Consider the following 14,239-nt stretch of genomic DNA (forward strand, 5'->3'; position numbering starts at 1 on the left):
TAACTTCTCAAAGTAACTTCCACTTACCTAACCGAAGTGGAAATTAGTCTAAAACGGATTTTTATGGTGGAATTAAGTATGAGACGTTTGAGTTAGAAATGAGATCTACTATGACAAAACATAAACACCTTACCCTTTCAGACCGTAATGATATCCAACTAGGCTTAGAGCGCGGTGAAACCTTCAAAGCTATTGGACAATCCATTCTAAAAGACCCAACTACTGTTTCCAAAGAAGTCAAACGAAACAGACAAGTTAGAGAATCTACATGCCATAACCTTCCTTGCCCTCTACTCGACAAAGCTCCCTTTGTCTGTAATGGCTGCCCTAAAAGAAGACAGAATTGTGGTTATAAGAAGATTTTATACCTCACTAAGCAAGCTCAAAAACAATACGAACAAACTCTTGTCGAAGCACGTGAAGGAACTCCCCTCAATTCCAAGACCTTCTGGGAAATGGACAAAGTCATTTCTGATGGGGTTAAAAAGGGACAACACATCTATCATATCCTCAAAACTCATAACCTTGATGTCAGCTCCTCAACTGTATATCGACATATCCGAAAAGGATACCTATCTATCGCTCCTATTGACCTAGCCAGAGCCGTTAAATTCAAAGAAAGACGGAAACGTAATCTCCCCTCCATTCCTAAAGAAGCTAAAAAAGGTCGCTCCTATGAGGATTTCCAAAACTATTTAGCACTGAATCAACTAGACTCTTGGCTGGAAATGGATACGGTTATGGGGAGGATGGGAGGTAAAGTCCTACTCACCTTCAATCTATCTTTCTGTAACTTTATCTTCGCTAGACTGCTGGATAATAAAACTGCTCTTGAGGTTACCAAACACCTCTATGACATCAAGAACACTCTTCACCAAGCTGACAAAGATTTCTTCCAACTCTTCCCTGTCATCCTGACAGATAATGGTGGAGAGTTTGCCAGGGTCGATGATATCGAAATGGATGTGCGAGGAGAGAGTAAACTCTTCTTTTGTGACCCTAATCGCTCTGACCAGAAAGGCAGAATTGAGAAAAATCACACGCTGATTCGCGACATTCTACCTAAAGGAACTTCTTTTGACAACTTAACTCAAGAGAGCATCAATCTCGTTTGTTCTCATGTCAACAGCGTCAAACGCGCTGCTTTAAATGGAAAGTCAGCTTATGAACTCTTTGCCTTTACCTATGGAGAAGAGATTCCTAAACTTCTAGGTATTTCTAAAATACCTGCAGAAGACGTCTGCCAGTCGTCTACATTACTCCAACATAAGTTCTAAAAACTAATCTTCAACCCCATTCAAACGTCTCACACTAACTTCCACCATAGCGGAACTTAATCTGAAACGCTTTCAGATGAGGGGATTTTGTGCGCTCTTTTTTTCGATTCATTTTGGTTACAAAAGCGATGAAATCAAGCATGAGTAAAACCAGTGGAACTTACCCTGACACGGATTCTCACTGGTTTTTACGATTTTTATCACACTAACTTCCACTTGGATTAGCGGTGGAAGTTAGTTTGGGAATTTACCATTTTTTTATTTTGTGTGATTCGAATGTGAAAATGTCATCACTCTCACTAAAGAAATGAAAATCATACATAGAAATTTTTAAAAATTTTCTCTATCGTAAACCTGCCACTAGTTCAGAAGCTATACTAGCTGATTCCAAACGTAATATGGTCTTTTCATCTACCTTCCCTAATAATGGCATTGCACCATACCAAACAATGGTCTTGTTTACCAAAAGAATAGGCGTTACTATTTTCGATTGAGTAAAAGATACTTTAATTTTCTGGCTCTTCAACTGGTCTAGCCATGCTTTATTTGCAACAGTCTCTGGTATACATATCTCAATTTTACTAATCCTAAATTCTTTTAGAAATTTCATCAGTTTTGTCTGGTGCACATAAGGTAAAATAAGCATACATTCCTGTCTTTCCCCTGCTAAGTCCTCTCTCAACACCTTCTCATATCTACTATCAACATAAACGAATTGTTTCTCCTCACCCTCGATGGCACGATAATCCATCTTTCGATAAGCTACTTGTCGTTTCTGAAACATCTTTTCTAAATAAGGAACATGAATATCCACATAATCGAAAATCCGTACCAAAGACTTATCCTTGTAGTTTCTATGAATCCGACCTGCATACTGAATTAAATTATTTTTCCAAGAAAAAGGTGCTGCCAAGATAAGCGTGTCCAACTGAGGTAAGTCAAAACCTTCGCCAATGTATTTTCCAGTAGACAACAAAACAAACCCTTTATCTAGCTGTTCTAATCTCTTCAGTAAACTTGTTCTCTCTCGGACTTTGGTTTTTCCGCTAATAATGTAACAGTCATCAACCTCTTTCTCTTTCAATAACTTTTCAAAGACATCTATCTGTTGAATTCGATTAACTAAAACCAAGATATTTCGTCCTTCTGCCACTTGGGCTAGAATATCCTTGAGAATCAACTGATTCCTCACTGAGTCAGTAGCAATCCAATCACTAAGCTGTATAAAATTACTTGCTTTGGTCTTTTCAATCTCCAAATGACCAAAAGAAGTGAATCTTAATTGCAATTGCCGTTTAAAATCCGTTTCCCTCTTATCAGCAGTATGGAGTATCTCACCAACTCTCTGAAAAACAATAGGCTCATGACCATTCTTACGCTCAGGCGTAGCCGTTAAACCGTAAAGATACTTCCCTCTAAACTGAGCAACAACTTTTTCAAACATCAAGGCAGAGACATGATGACACTCATCCACAATCATCATCTCATACTCATCCAAAAGACTTTGACTATTTTCCAACTTAAATAGAGATTGAATCATAACAACATCAACCAGTTTACTCAGCCATTTCTTAGTCCCACCGTACTGCCCAACATAGCCGATTACCTTTTCACGACCTGATGGTGTATAACGGGTAGCTTCTGCCTCTTCGAAAGTCAGAAAACGGTTTAAACGATCCAGCCATTGGTCTAAGAGTTGCTTATTATGAACTAGAATAATTGTTTTTGTCTTCCGTTCAGAGATGAGAGCAGCACCTAAAACGGTCTTCCCAAAACCAGTCTCCGCATGGAGTAAACCATTTTCTTTGGAAATCATATCTGACAGGGCTAACTCTTGCTCAAAAGTGAGTTCTCCCTTAAATTCCACTCTAATAGACCTCTGTACCTTTCTCCTATCTTCCACAGATACCTGCTTAAATTTATCTTGCAATGGATACAGTAAACCTCTTGGTAGCCATAAATAATGATCGGATTCTCCAAATAAATACATTCGCTCAGAAATTTGATAGGTTGGTTGTCGCATAGCCTGCTTTAAATAAAATTCGGGATTAGAAAATGAAGCCATATTTTTCAAGAAAAAAAGTGTCTTGGGTGTCACAGACGATTTTTCAAGTTGGATCATATTGGATAAGATGACCTTCAACTCCTTATCCAATTCTTGCTTCCCTAACTCCTCTTGGATTAACAGTGCCACTTTAGCAGTTGAAACCCTCTGAATTTCTTGTAAATACCTCCATTGGTCTTCATAAGGCTGAAACTGTTCATCCACAAAGACCGTTCGCCCTTGATGATAAGCTTCTCCTTGAAAAGGCAAGGCAATCAAATTACCAAATCCCCCCTTAGGAAGAACATCCTGATTTGGAAACATGCGATCAAAAGAATCAAAGGACAGTTGCATACTTTCCTGCATAGCCAATTCTAATAGTTTCTTTCCAAACAAGCGAGCTTCTCGACTCGGAATCGCTTCCTCAAAGAAGAACCAAATATGGAGTCCGTGACCCGAACGAGAAATCTCTAAATGGGCTTCCATCTGGCGTTCCCTGGCTATTCTTCGAATGGCTAAACCGGCTTCTTTCCAATCACTTTCATCCAAATCCAGTACCAAAAAATAACAGCTATCATCTAAGTGCATAGGAAAGATACCGATAGCTGTCTCCCCACGAAAATGAGATTTCAAAACGGAATCCGTTAATGTCTGGAAACTCCGTTTTTCAGGCGGCAACTGCTTCCAACCATAATCATAGGATGGAAAATACTGAATTTTCCCTTGATCATTGATAAAACTCTTAGCATAAACATCATAACGGCCAGCAAACACAGAGGTAAACAATTGTAATTTTTCTTGCGTCGTCAAGTGACTACTTTGAAGTTGGAACATCTCCTCGAACTGAGAGCGTTCCATCACAAACTGACTCTTGTCTTTAAGACGTTTACACAAGAAAAACTCACTATCCCCATTAAAAGAAGAAAAGACATCAAGTACTTCTACCACAATTCCATCCAAAGACACAAAAACAGCCATAAGAGTCACCTCCTTGATTCCTATAGGCTGATTATAACAAGAATAGCTGAAATTGTACACGAAAATAAAATCCCTTACTTGTTACAATAGCTTTGAAAACTTTTATTTCTTTGCTACCCAGCCGATGGCATCGCTAGGTGGATTTTCAATATCAATCCAGATAAATTCAATACCGATTTCCCCATCTTTAAACTTAGTCAAACGAATACCGTTGATTTCCAGTTCATTGAGTCGTTGACCTGTCAAGACTTCTCGTTCTTTCAACTGGAAAACTTAAGGGGAACTAATACAAATCTTCTAAGCTTCTGTATTCAATAATTTCATTTTTTATAATATTCTTTTTAAACTCAAAATGTTTTAAAGGATTATCGATTAACACTAACTTCGGAATATCGTCTAGGTTGGTGACCAAGGATAAAATAAAATCCGATTGAAACTCTTTGGCTTTTTCGAATTCTTTCGCAGTCAAACGCACACGCCCCTTAGATTTTCGGATACCTTTTACTTCGGCAAGGTAAGAATGCTCTTGAACATCTACTTGGAAATCATATCCATCACCATAAAGACGGGCATCGGTTAACTGTCCACCTTGGAATTTTTCTTCTTTATCAAAATGAAGGATAAAATAATTCTCTGCCTCCATTCCCGTTTCCTGTAGACGTTTGAATTTGGTTCGAATGATTGGCTTTTCAATAGTTGTAATACCCATTTGCTTCCCTTCACTGGCAAGTAACATTTTAACGATTTCAGCATAACTCTGAACATCTTCATTCCCAAACATCATATCAATTAAATCTTTACGAAAACGGTAAACTTCAGCTTTCTGCCACCAACCTTTTCGATTATTGTCAAAATAAGGATCAAACAAATCCATTCTATTTTTTACAACTCCAGTTGTTTCAGCAATTCCCAGAGAAACCACATAGCGATAAAACTCCGACTTGCTAGAACATTGAAACTCTTTTATAAAAAGCTTGTCAAACTTGGCAAGACCGTAGCCAATTAAATTTAACAATTCATAATGAGGGTGTTTGGACATCACTTTCTCCATCAATAGATATTGATTTCATTATACCAAAAAACACGGCTCATCACCGTGTTTCTGTGTTTATTTCACCAACTTCTTCATCTCATCAATACGTGCTACGGTCGCATCATATTTCGCTTGGTAGTCAGCTTGTTTGTCGCGTTCTTTTTGGACGACTTCTGGTTTGGCATTGGCTACGAAGCGTTCGTTAGAGAGCTTCTTGCCTACCATGTCCAGTTCTTTTTGCCATTTAGCCAGTTCCTTGTCGAGACGAGCTAGTTCTTCTTCGACATTTAGGAGATCTGCGAGTGGCAGGTAGATTTCTGCTCCTGTGATGACACTTGACATAGCGAGTTCAGGTGCAAGGATATTTGATGCAATTTCCAGGTGTTCTGGATTTGTGAAGCGTTTGATGTAGTTGACATTGCTGTTAAAGAAGGCTTCCAAGTCGCTATCGCTTGTCTTAACAAGGATTGTAATCGGCTTGCTTGGAGCAACGTTTACTTCCGCACGCGCATTACGAACGGCACGGATCAAGTCTTTGAGGCTTTCCACACCAGTGTGGGCTACAAGGTCTTCAAAGGCTGGGTTGACAGTTGGGTATGCAGCTGTAACAATAGAGCCTTCTGAGATTTGTCCAAAGATTTCCTCTGTCACAAATGGCATGATTGGGTGAAGGAGACGAAGGATCTTGTCCAAAGTATAAAGGAGAACAGAACGTGTGATGACTTTCTCTTCTTCATTGTCGCTATAAAGGACTTCCTTGGTCAACTCAACGTACCAGTCCGCAAACTCATCCCAGATGAAGTTGTAGAGTATGTGTCCAGCCACACCAAACTCAAACTTGTCAAAGTTGGCAGTAGCTTTTCCGATGGTTTCATTGAGGTTGTGGAGAATCCAGTGGTCTGTGACATTACCAGCTTCCTTGTTGACAACTTTTTCAACATTGGCAGTTGCTTGCTCGAGGGTCAAACCTTCATTGTTCATGAGGATATAACGAGAGATGTTCCAAATCTTGTTAATGAAGTTCCATGAAGCATCCATTTTCTCGTAAGAGAAGCGGACGTCTTGTCCTGGTGCAGAACCGTTTGAAAGGAACCAACGAAGGGCATCGGCACCGTATTTCTCGATGACATCCATTGGGTCAATCCCGTTACCGAGAGATTTAGACATCTTGCGTCCTTGCTCATCACGAATGAGACCGTGAATCAGAACGTTTTGGAATGGCTGACGACCAGTGAATTCCAAGGATTGGAAGATCATACGAGACACCCAGAAGAAGATGATGTCGTAACCTGTTACCAAGGTTGAAGTTGGGAAGTAACGTTTGAAGTCTTCTGAGTCGACATCAGGCCAGCCCATGGTTGAGAATGGCCAGAGAGCAGAACTGAACCAAGTATCCAAGACGTCTTCATCTTGTGTCCATCCGTCACCTTCTGGAGCTTCTTCACCGACATACATTTCACCCTCAGCATTGTACCAAGCAGGGATTTGGTGACCCCACCAGAGCTGACGAGAGATTACCCAGTCGTGGACATTTTCCATCCATTGAAGGAAGGTATCGTTGAAACGTGGCGGGTAGAATTCTACCTTGTCTTCTGTATCTTGGTTGGCAATAGCATTTTTCGCCAATTGGTCCATCTTAACGAACCATTGAGTAGACAAGCGTGGTTCAACCACAACACCTGTACGCTCTGAGTGACCAACACTGTGGACACGTTTTTCGATTTTAACGAGGGCACCGATTTCTTCCAACTTAGCAACGACTGCCTTACGAGCTTCAAAACGATCCATACCTGCAAATTCAAAGGCCAATTCATTCATAGTTCCATCATCGTTCATGACGTTGACTTGCGGCAAGTTATGACGTTGACCAACCAAGAAGTCGTTTGGATCGTGGGCAGGCGTAATTTTTACAACACCCGTACCAAATTCAGGGTCTGCGTGCTCATCCCCAACGATTGGGATGAGTTTATTAGCGATTGGAAGGATGACATTTTTACCGATCAAATCCTTGTAGCGTGGGTCTTCTGGGTTGACCGCAACGGCAACGTCCCCAAACATAGTCTCAGGACGAGTTGTTGCCACTTCAAGGGCGCGTGAGCCGTCTTCTAGCATGTAGTTCATGTGGTAGAAGGCACCTTCGACATCCTTGTGAATCACCTCGATATCAGAAAGGGCTGTGCGAGCAGCTGGGTCCCAGTTGATGATAAACTCACCACGGTAGATCCAGCCTTTCTTGTAAAGGTCCACAAAGACCTTACGAACAGCTTTTGACAAACCTTCGTCAAGAGTGAAACGCTCACGAGAGTAGTCTACAGAGAGCCCCATCTTGCCCCATTGTTCCTTAATAGTAGTGGCATATTCGTCTTTCCATTCCCAGACCTTCGTCAAGAAAGATTCACGACCTAGGTCATAACGTGTAATGCCCTCTCCACGCAAGCGCTCCTCAACCTTAGCCTGAGTGGCAATCCCAGCGTGGTCCATCCCCGGAAGCCAAAGGGTATCAAAACCTTGCATGCGTTTTTGACGGATGATGATATCTTGCAAAGTCGTATCCCAAGCGTGACCAAGGTGAAGTTTCCCAGTTACGTTTGGTGGCGGAATAACGATAGAATAAGGCTTAGCCTTTTGATCGCCTGAAGGCTTGAAAACATCGGCATCAAGCCATTTTTGGTAACGACCAGCCTCAACCTCGGCTGGATTGTATTTAGGTGAAAGTTCTTTAGACATGTGTTTGTCCTTTCTCTATTTTGTTCATTTTATTTTGAATTTGTTTAGCAGCTTCTTCTGCTGATAAATTCGTATTATTTATTTTAAAGTAGTGGTGTAGCTCATTCGGTTGATGTTGGGAATTTAATTGAAGTGTTTCAGTGATTTCTAAAATTTCTCTTTCAGATACCTCAATATGTCGTTTTAAGGGTTTGTGCTTTAATCGATTCTCCGTTCGATTTCGATGTAAGCGCTCCTCAAGACTTGTTTCCAACTCCACAAACAGAATCTCTTGATGATAGTCATTCAACAAATCCTGAATTTGCTGCAAATACAGCAGCTGGTACTGATTTGAAAAATCAATTACGTCAGTTAAAATTACTGATCGCTGATTTCTTGCACTTGCTCCAAGGAAAGAAAAGGTGATTCCACGAACAAATTCCCACATTTCCTCTGTAAAGTCCTGATAGATTTCTAATGCAAAATCGATGGCTTGATGGTTATAAAAGAGGGTAGCATCTGTCAGTCGAGATAACTCTTGACCAATCGTCATTTTCCCAGAAGCCGGAGCCCCAATGATGAAAAGATGCATCAAATCACCTCCCACTCACTTCTCAGCAAACCATATATCAGACTGTCACAGCGGTTTTCTTGAACATCTTTACGGTCTCGGATACAAGCTTCGAGGGTAAAGCCAAGCTTTTCCGCGACTCGTTGACTTTGGACATTATAACCAAAACAAGTTAGTTCAATCTTGTGAAGACCCAAATCTTTAAAACCTAAGTCAATCAAGGCACGCGCTGCTTCTGGCACATAACCGCGTCCCCAATCGTCTGGGTGTAAGGTATAGCCAATTTCCAGTACATCATCTTCATGACGATGGTTGAAATCAACAGAGCCGATAACTTTATCAGTCCCTTTGACGACAATTCCATAGCCTGCTGGGAGATTATCCTTTTCATTGCGCTCCGGAAGAATGTGCTCCAGATAATAAATCTCATCTTCCAAGGTCTTGACGGGTAGAAAGCCTGCTGGGTAAGAGACTTCCGGACGACTAGCATAGTCAAAGATATCCTCAGCATCCGCCACAGTACGGACTCGTAAAACGAGACGTTCTGTTTCCAAGCGTTCTGGCAGTTCAGTTCTTGCCATCCTTTTTCCTCGCTTTCTTAATGAAGCTCCCCTTAATATCTACACGCTTGTCCAGATAACGATAGACGCGCTGGTGACCATCCCCCATAAAGTAAATCGGCGCAAAACGGTCATTTTTAAAATGTCCCTTTTCATCCAAAAGTTCTGGGTCAACAAGTCGCTCAACAATCTTAGCGAAAATATGACAAATTCCCTCTTTCTCAACAATCCTATCTACCTGACAATCCAAAACGACTGGACAATCCTCTAAAATCGGTGCCTGAGTTCGTTCAGAAATTTCATAATGCACTCCCAAACGTTCCAATTTCTCTCGATGACTGATAAAACCAGCCTGCTCCATCTCGAGCATGAGATTTTCATCAGGAATATTCACAGTAAACTTCTGGTAATGCTTGATTTGCTCAGTCGCATTTTCTTTAGCACCAACACCGATGACTAGCCAATCTCCCAAGCTATAAGAAGAGCTACAGGTCGTAATATTGTGTCCAAAATTCTGATCCTGATACCCCAAAATGAAGATAGGAAAACCATAATAGAGTTTACTTGTTTTAAAAGATTGCTTCATAACAACCTCCTTTGACTAAGGCGCAAAAGAAAAGCCCTGCCATCTACATGACAGGGACGAATGTATTTATCCGCGGTACCACCCAATTTCGGGCAGTTGCCCGCAACTCTCGTCTTTAAAACAAAAAGACACTTTTATTTCAATTTTTCATCCATCAGCAACCAGTTTTGACACATTTGTGGACTTCTCAGCGCCGCCACTTTCTGTAAAATGTGGGATTCAAAACACCTCTAATGGCTCTATTGTAGCAAGATTTTTTCGGAAATGCAAGGCACAAGAAAAATTACTTGAACTTGATGCCATTTTCTTTCAATTTCTTGATTGTAGCTGGGCCGATTCCTTTCAAGGCAAGGAGTTCTTTTTCAGTCCAGTTTTTAAAATCTGACGCAGACTTGATGCCTTCATCATAGAAAGTTTTGGCACGGTCAAGTGGAAGTCCACCCAAGTTTGCTGCAAAATCTTCTACAGAATTGGCTACTTTTTGAGCTTGCTCTTTGGTAGCTTCTACTGCTTGTTCAACTTTTTTAGAAACAGCCTTACCAGCTTGGCTCGCTGACTGCTCAGCACGTTTTACGACTTTTTTTGTCTCTTCTACAACCTTAGTCACAGTACTTGAAAAAGCACCTGCACGACGGAGGCTATTTCGTAATTGTTTTTTACGATTGAGTTTCTTTGACATGATAAAATCCTTTCAATAAAAAATCCCTGCTCTGACAAGGATTTAATATAAATATTCTATCAAGATTTTAGTAAAAAATCAAGAATCTTTCTCGTTTAATAATTCCGCTCACCAAACAAGCCTTCTGGTAAATCATGGAATCCCTTGCCTGCCTTGAAGTTTTCAAACTTACCAAGCAAGAACTGATAAGCATCCAAGCGGCTCTCATAACGAATCATGGCATCTTTGGCACGCTCGTCCTGGTCTTCTTCGTAAACTTTTTGACTTTCCTTGTGCGCCATGTCGTTGATCATGATTTGGGTATTGACCCAGGCTTCAAATTCCTTCATAAATTCTTGTTCGTAACTCATTGCTTCTCCTTATTCTAATCCACGGAAATAGTCCGTGTCAATCTCACGGTAGGGTTGAATATCCTGAACGTACTCCAACACACCTTGGAATTCCCCATCTTCATCGTGCACTGCAGCGTAGGTGATGTGGACAAACTTACCTCGCGACTCAGACTTGAACCACATTTCATACTTGTCTTTGCTTCCCTCACGAAGCCCCTTCATGATAGTCTTGACCTTGTCCAAGTACTTAGGCGGATGGCAGAGTTCAACATTGCGTCCGACTTGGGACGGCGTCCGTTTGAAAATCATCTCATCAGCTGGCGTATTGTCATTGTAATACTGGAAAATATCATCTTTATTGACAAAGGTAATCTCCATAGGAAGATGATTGAGGATGAGGTTGGCCTGCTCGACTGAGAGATAGCCATTCCCAAAAACCTGTTGACTACGGCGGTCCAGCACTGCTTCCTTTTCCTTAGGGGTAAAGGTAATGGTAAACTGACCTTCTGGCGTATCAATAACCTGCTGAACTTGACCCTCTGCCGTATCTAGCTGTACAGGCTCCTCTTCACTCTTTTCCTCAACAAAACTCTGGCGTTCTGGCACCCATTTCTCAGACGGACGGATGATAGCATAACCATAGGCATCGCTCTCCTCCGCAATCTGAAGCCAGTCATCTTGAGTAAAGGACTCGAGGAGAATCATGAGAAGGATGGACTCTTCCTTGAAAATCATACTTTCAAACTCTGTCGCAAAGGCTTCAAAAGCTTCTTTTACGCTGCTAATTGACACTTCTGGTAGTGACTTGGCTGTCGCTAAAGCTGTTTGAAAAAGTTCCCTGATCTGGTCATCCACTCCCCACATGACCTTAGGAGGTGAATCGTGACCATAGCGCTCCATGATGGGGAAAAATAGCTCTTCCTTACGCTGGTAGTGGATGTCAAATTGACCGACAAGGCCCATCTGTCGAACCAAGCCCTTACGCATCTCCGCAAGCATTTCCTCGTCTTCCATGGTCTCATAGGTATCTAACAATCTCCGAATACGAATCAAGGCAGCACGGAGGGCCAGATTTTCATCCTTGAAGACACGAACTGGGTGACCTGGGTGCTCGGTATCTGAAACTTCGACATCCTTAACAGCATTTTTAAAAAGATTAGCATGGACATCACAGAGTTCCATGACATCTTCAAAGGTGACACCTGAGTCTGAGTTCATCAGCTCGTGCTCCATGAGGGAAATCTCTATGGCTGAGACACCCGCAAAGGTCGCATCAAAACGCTCCTGAACCGACTCAGGAGAGGCGCCATTATGCAATTCTAACAAAATATCCCGTAGGACATGAATCCGTTCATCTGCCATTAGTCTAATCCAATCACTTCGTAGCCATTCGCTTCCAGCGTACGGACTATCTTGTCCATAGGAGTTCCTTCCAACTTAGAACCCTGTTTGAGCGATACTTTACGCCCAACAGTATTGCGCATCAAGGGATTAGCAAGGGGTTTAAATCCCAGCTCAACTAGGATTTCCAAGACTTCTGGATTCTTGTCCACCACTTCTGCAACGGGAATTGACACATCGATGATATTGTCCATGACGACCTCCATTGTATGTTCTAAAATGATTTTACTGCTTATATTATACCACAAGGAAAGAGATTAAAAAACTAGCAGTACAAGACTTGCTAGTTCTCTGCGACTTGGATTAGCATCTAAATAAGCTTAAAGAGCCAATCCAATATTTTAAATAATAGCTTGTAAAACAGCAATTGGACTGCAAAAGAGATGATCATCCAAAAGAATTTCAAAATCCCAATAATCGGTTTGATAAAAAGAATAGCAAGAAGACCCAAAAAAATTTCATTCTCTCTCCTCTGGCTTGATGAGCTACCGAGCCGTATCCATTAACTTGTCTGCAATAAAAAGTTTTCCCAGACCGACAACGGCGTGGTCATCTTTCTTTATCGTTTTCATGACTTTTACACCTTGCACGGTCAAAAAGTAATTCCCATAAGTTTTAGCTAGAATTTTTATGAGTCCCATATTACTCTCCTTCGATGATTTCAGCCTCTTTTCGGATTGTTTCAACATCTTCTTGATATTGAACTTCACTATAGTTGACTAGCTTGGATAATTCTTTCTGCAAGCTTTCACCCATCGGTTTCATAGTTGCAAAGGTTAAACCACCTGAAATGATACCACCCAAGATAGGAATGAATTTTCCCATTCCTTTGGCCAACCCTCCCTTGGTCAGATTCACACCAAATATTTTTAGGACTTTTTTCAAAATAGGGTACCAAAGCGTCTTTGTTAACGCTTTATTAGGTACTGTTTTCATTACCTGTTTGGCAATTGTTATACCACCTGCACGTAGCAAAGCAGCGGTTCCATTCACCCCCAACATGACGCCTAGATAAAGCAAGAGGGTATTTTGAGCATCTTCACTCAACTCATCGCGTGAAGCCCAAAGATCCTCATATCCATAAATATAACCTAATTCTTGAGCCAATTTCAGAGAGAAACCATAAAATTGAGCCACATCAGCTGGAATGGTAATTGCCATAGCAATCCCTCCTGGTAATCCTGCAACAACAGACGTTCCACTCGCCAATAATACATTGTCCCGAATACAAGCATTAGCTACACGATCTAAGATTTCTTGAGATAGAAGAGTCGTTGGACCTTGTTCCAATAAGGTAGGAATATCTTTTGGATCCAATTCTTTGGAAAACTTATCTACTAAAAATTTCGAACGATCAACCTTAACAACAGGTAGTTTCACCACTTGTTGCAATACTTGCATAGCCAACTCTTGTTCAGCCATATAAATACCTCTTTCTCTTATATCTTTATTTCATAATATCACACTATCTGAATTTTATAAAGCTTTTTAATAATCTTTAACTCTAGAAAGATTCCCTAGCATGCTTTGTAGTCATTTCCCCACTAAAAAAGAGGGTTGCCCCTCTTCTTAGTTCTTATCCAGATTGCGTAGCATTTCGTCAATCTTGTTCCCATATTCGATGGATTCGTCTTTGACGAAGGTCAAATCTGGGATTTTGTACAATTTCAAATTGCGACCAAGTTCACGTTTGATAGTACCAGTTGCTTTTTCAAGCCCGATTTGGGCTTTTTGATTATCTGAAGCAAGGTTACTCAAAATGGTGTAGTAAACCTTGGCAACAGACAAGTCACCTAGCATCTGAACATCTGTGATGGTCACGCCTTGGACACGCGGATCACGGACTTTCTTTTGCAAAATCTCATTGACTTCACGCTTGATTTCCATGCCCACACGATCCGTACGGAAATGATTTGCCATGATATTCCTTTCTCTACTTTGAATCAAAAGCTAGGCCAGCAGACCTAGCTATTTCTATTAGATAGAGGAACTAGAGCCATTTGAATCTAGGAAACAAGCCTTAGATAGAACTGAAGTTCATCAAGGCGCTGTTGACGACGAGTCAAATGAGC

At 41.1% G+C, this 14,239-nt stretch carries 15 protein-coding genes; 1 reads left to right on the plus strand and 14 read right to left on the minus strand.

What is annotated here, in order from left to right:
* Positions 1-110 precede the first annotated feature (110 nt).
* Positions 111-1,277, plus strand: coding sequence for an IS30-like element ISSmi3 family transposase (locus HT730_RS05805; RefSeq protein ID WP_173307063.1), 1,167 nt, complete (start codon positions 111-113; stop codon positions 1,275-1,277).
* 343 nt (positions 1,278-1,620) lie between these two features.
* Here HT730_RS05805 and HT730_RS05810 read toward each other — a convergent pair whose 3' ends face one another.
* The 14 genes from HT730_RS05810 to rbfA all read right to left on the minus strand — a co-directional run bounded on the left by HT730_RS05810 (position 1,621) and on the right by rbfA (position 14,087).
* Positions 1,621-4,299: a DEAD/DEAH box helicase family protein gene (locus tag HT730_RS05810; protein WP_173307064.1), complete on the minus strand. Its 2,679-nt coding sequence runs from the start codon at positions 4,297-4,299 to the stop codon at positions 1,621-1,623.
* 102 nt (positions 4,300-4,401) lie between these two features.
* Entirely contained in the window at positions 4,402-4,563 is a 162-nt protein-coding gene (locus tag HT730_RS05815; RefSeq protein ID WP_173307065.1) for a hypothetical protein, read from the minus strand.
* Between the two features lie 19 nt (positions 4,564-4,582).
* Positions 4,583-5,338: a DUF3883 domain-containing protein gene (locus tag HT730_RS05820; protein ID WP_164226412.1), complete on the minus strand. Its 756-nt coding sequence runs from the start codon at positions 5,336-5,338 to the stop codon at positions 4,583-4,585.
* A 69-nt stretch (positions 5,339-5,407) separates the two neighbouring features.
* The gene (locus HT730_RS05825) at positions 5,408-8,059 is read right to left on the minus strand and encodes a valine--tRNA ligase (RefSeq protein WP_173307066.1); all 2,652 of its coding nucleotides are present in this window, start codon (positions 8,057-8,059) and stop codon (positions 5,408-5,410) included.
* Positions 8,052-8,630, minus strand: coding sequence for an AAA family ATPase (locus tag HT730_RS05830; RefSeq protein WP_173307067.1), 579 nt, complete (start codon positions 8,628-8,630; stop codon positions 8,052-8,054). The genes HT730_RS05825 and HT730_RS05830 overlap by 8 nt, the downstream gene beginning before the upstream one ends.
* Positions 8,630-9,190: a GNAT family protein gene (locus tag HT730_RS05835; protein ID WP_173307068.1), complete on the minus strand. Its 561-nt coding sequence runs from the start codon at positions 9,188-9,190 to the stop codon at positions 8,630-8,632. Before HT730_RS05835 ends, HT730_RS05830 begins: the two co-directional genes overlap by 1 nt.
* The gene (locus HT730_RS05840) at positions 9,177-9,755 is read right to left on the minus strand and encodes a flavin reductase family protein (protein WP_173307069.1); all 579 of its coding nucleotides are present in this window, start codon (positions 9,753-9,755) and stop codon (positions 9,177-9,179) included. Before HT730_RS05840 ends, HT730_RS05835 begins: the two co-directional genes overlap by 14 nt.
* A gap of 283 nt (positions 9,756-10,038) precedes the next feature.
* Positions 10,039-10,434, minus strand: coding sequence for a helix-hairpin-helix domain-containing protein (locus tag HT730_RS05845; protein WP_000038635.1), 396 nt, complete (start codon positions 10,432-10,434; stop codon positions 10,039-10,041).
* Positions 10,435-10,529: 95 nt separating this feature from the next.
* Entirely contained in the window at positions 10,530-10,784 is a 255-nt protein-coding gene (locus tag HT730_RS05850) for a DUF1912 family protein (RefSeq protein ID WP_000119707.1), read from the minus strand.
* 9 nt (positions 10,785-10,793) lie between these two features.
* Complete coding sequence (locus HT730_RS05855) at positions 10,794-12,128, minus strand: DUF438 domain-containing protein (RefSeq protein WP_173307070.1); 1,335 nt, start codon at positions 12,126-12,128, stop codon at positions 10,794-10,796.
* Positions 12,128-12,361 (minus strand): DUF1858 domain-containing protein, encoded by a 234-nt coding sequence (locus HT730_RS05860; RefSeq protein WP_173307071.1) that lies wholly within the window; start codon positions 12,359-12,361, stop codon positions 12,128-12,130. Before HT730_RS05860 ends, HT730_RS05855 begins: the two co-directional genes overlap by 1 nt.
* Positions 12,362-12,652: 291 nt before the next feature.
* Positions 12,653-12,808: a hypothetical protein gene (locus HT730_RS05865; RefSeq protein ID WP_173307072.1), complete on the minus strand. Its 156-nt coding sequence runs from the start codon at positions 12,806-12,808 to the stop codon at positions 12,653-12,655.
* 1 nt (position 12,809) lies between these two features.
* Entirely contained in the window at positions 12,810-13,589 is a 780-nt protein-coding gene (locus tag HT730_RS05870) for a hypothetical protein (protein ID WP_173307073.1), read from the minus strand.
* 147 nt (positions 13,590-13,736) lie between these two features.
* Positions 13,737-14,087 carry a 30S ribosome-binding factor RbfA gene (gene rbfA / locus HT730_RS05875; protein ID WP_001273601.1) on the minus strand — a complete coding sequence of 117 codons (351 nt, stop codon included), beginning with the start codon at positions 14,085-14,087 and terminating at the stop codon, positions 13,737-13,739.
* Positions 14,088-14,239: the final 152 nt, after the last annotated feature.

Source organism: Streptococcus sp. k-628 (assembly GCF_013277475.1).
Taxonomy (GTDB): Bacteria; Bacillota; Bacilli; order Lactobacillales; family Streptococcaceae; genus Streptococcus.

Bases quoted from the DNA above. Each gene is read 5' to 3' on its own strand.
- HT730_RS05805 (WP_173307063.1), top strand. From the start codon at position 111: ATGACAAAACATAAACACCTTACCCTTTCAGACCGTAATGATATCCAA.
- HT730_RS05810 (WP_173307064.1), bottom strand. From the start codon at position 4,299: ATGGCTGTTTTTGTGTCTTTGGATGGAATTGTGGTAGAAGTACTTGAT.
- HT730_RS05820 (WP_164226412.1), bottom strand. From the start codon at position 5,338: ATGTCCAAACACCCTCATTATGAATTGTTAAATTTAATTGGCTACGGT.
- HT730_RS05825 (WP_173307066.1), bottom strand. From the start codon at position 8,059: ATGTCTAAAGAACTTTCACCTAAATACAATCCAGCCGAGGTTGAGGCT.
- HT730_RS05830 (WP_173307067.1), bottom strand. From the start codon at position 8,630: ATGCATCTTTTCATCATTGGGGCTCCGGCTTCTGGGAAAATGACGATT.
- HT730_RS05835 (WP_173307068.1), bottom strand. From the start codon at position 9,190: ATGGCAAGAACTGAACTGCCAGAACGCTTGGAAACAGAACGTCTCGTT.
- HT730_RS05840 (WP_173307069.1), bottom strand. From the start codon at position 9,755: ATGAAGCAATCTTTTAAAACAAGTAAACTCTATTATGGTTTTCCTATC.
- HT730_RS05845 (WP_000038635.1), bottom strand. From the start codon at position 10,434: ATGTCAAAGAAACTCAATCGTAAAAAACAATTACGAAATAGCCTCCGT.
- HT730_RS05850 (WP_000119707.1), bottom strand. From the start codon at position 10,784: ATGAGTTACGAACAAGAATTTATGAAGGAATTTGAAGCCTGGGTCAAT.
- HT730_RS05855 (WP_173307070.1), bottom strand. From the start codon at position 12,128: ATGGCAGATGAACGGATTCATGTCCTACGGGATATTTTGTTAGAATTG.
- HT730_RS05860 (WP_173307071.1), bottom strand. From the start codon at position 12,361: ATGGACAATATCATCGATGTGTCAATTCCCGTTGCAGAAGTGGTGGAC.
- HT730_RS05865 (WP_173307072.1), bottom strand. From the start codon at position 12,808: ATGGGACTCATAAAAATTCTAGCTAAAACTTATGGGAATTACTTTTTG.
- HT730_RS05870 (WP_173307073.1), bottom strand. From the start codon at position 13,589: ATGGCTGAACAAGAGTTGGCTATGCAAGTATTGCAACAAGTGGTGAAA.
- rbfA (WP_001273601.1), bottom strand. From the start codon at position 14,087: ATGGCAAATCATTTCCGTACGGATCGTGTGGGCATGGAAATCAAGCGT.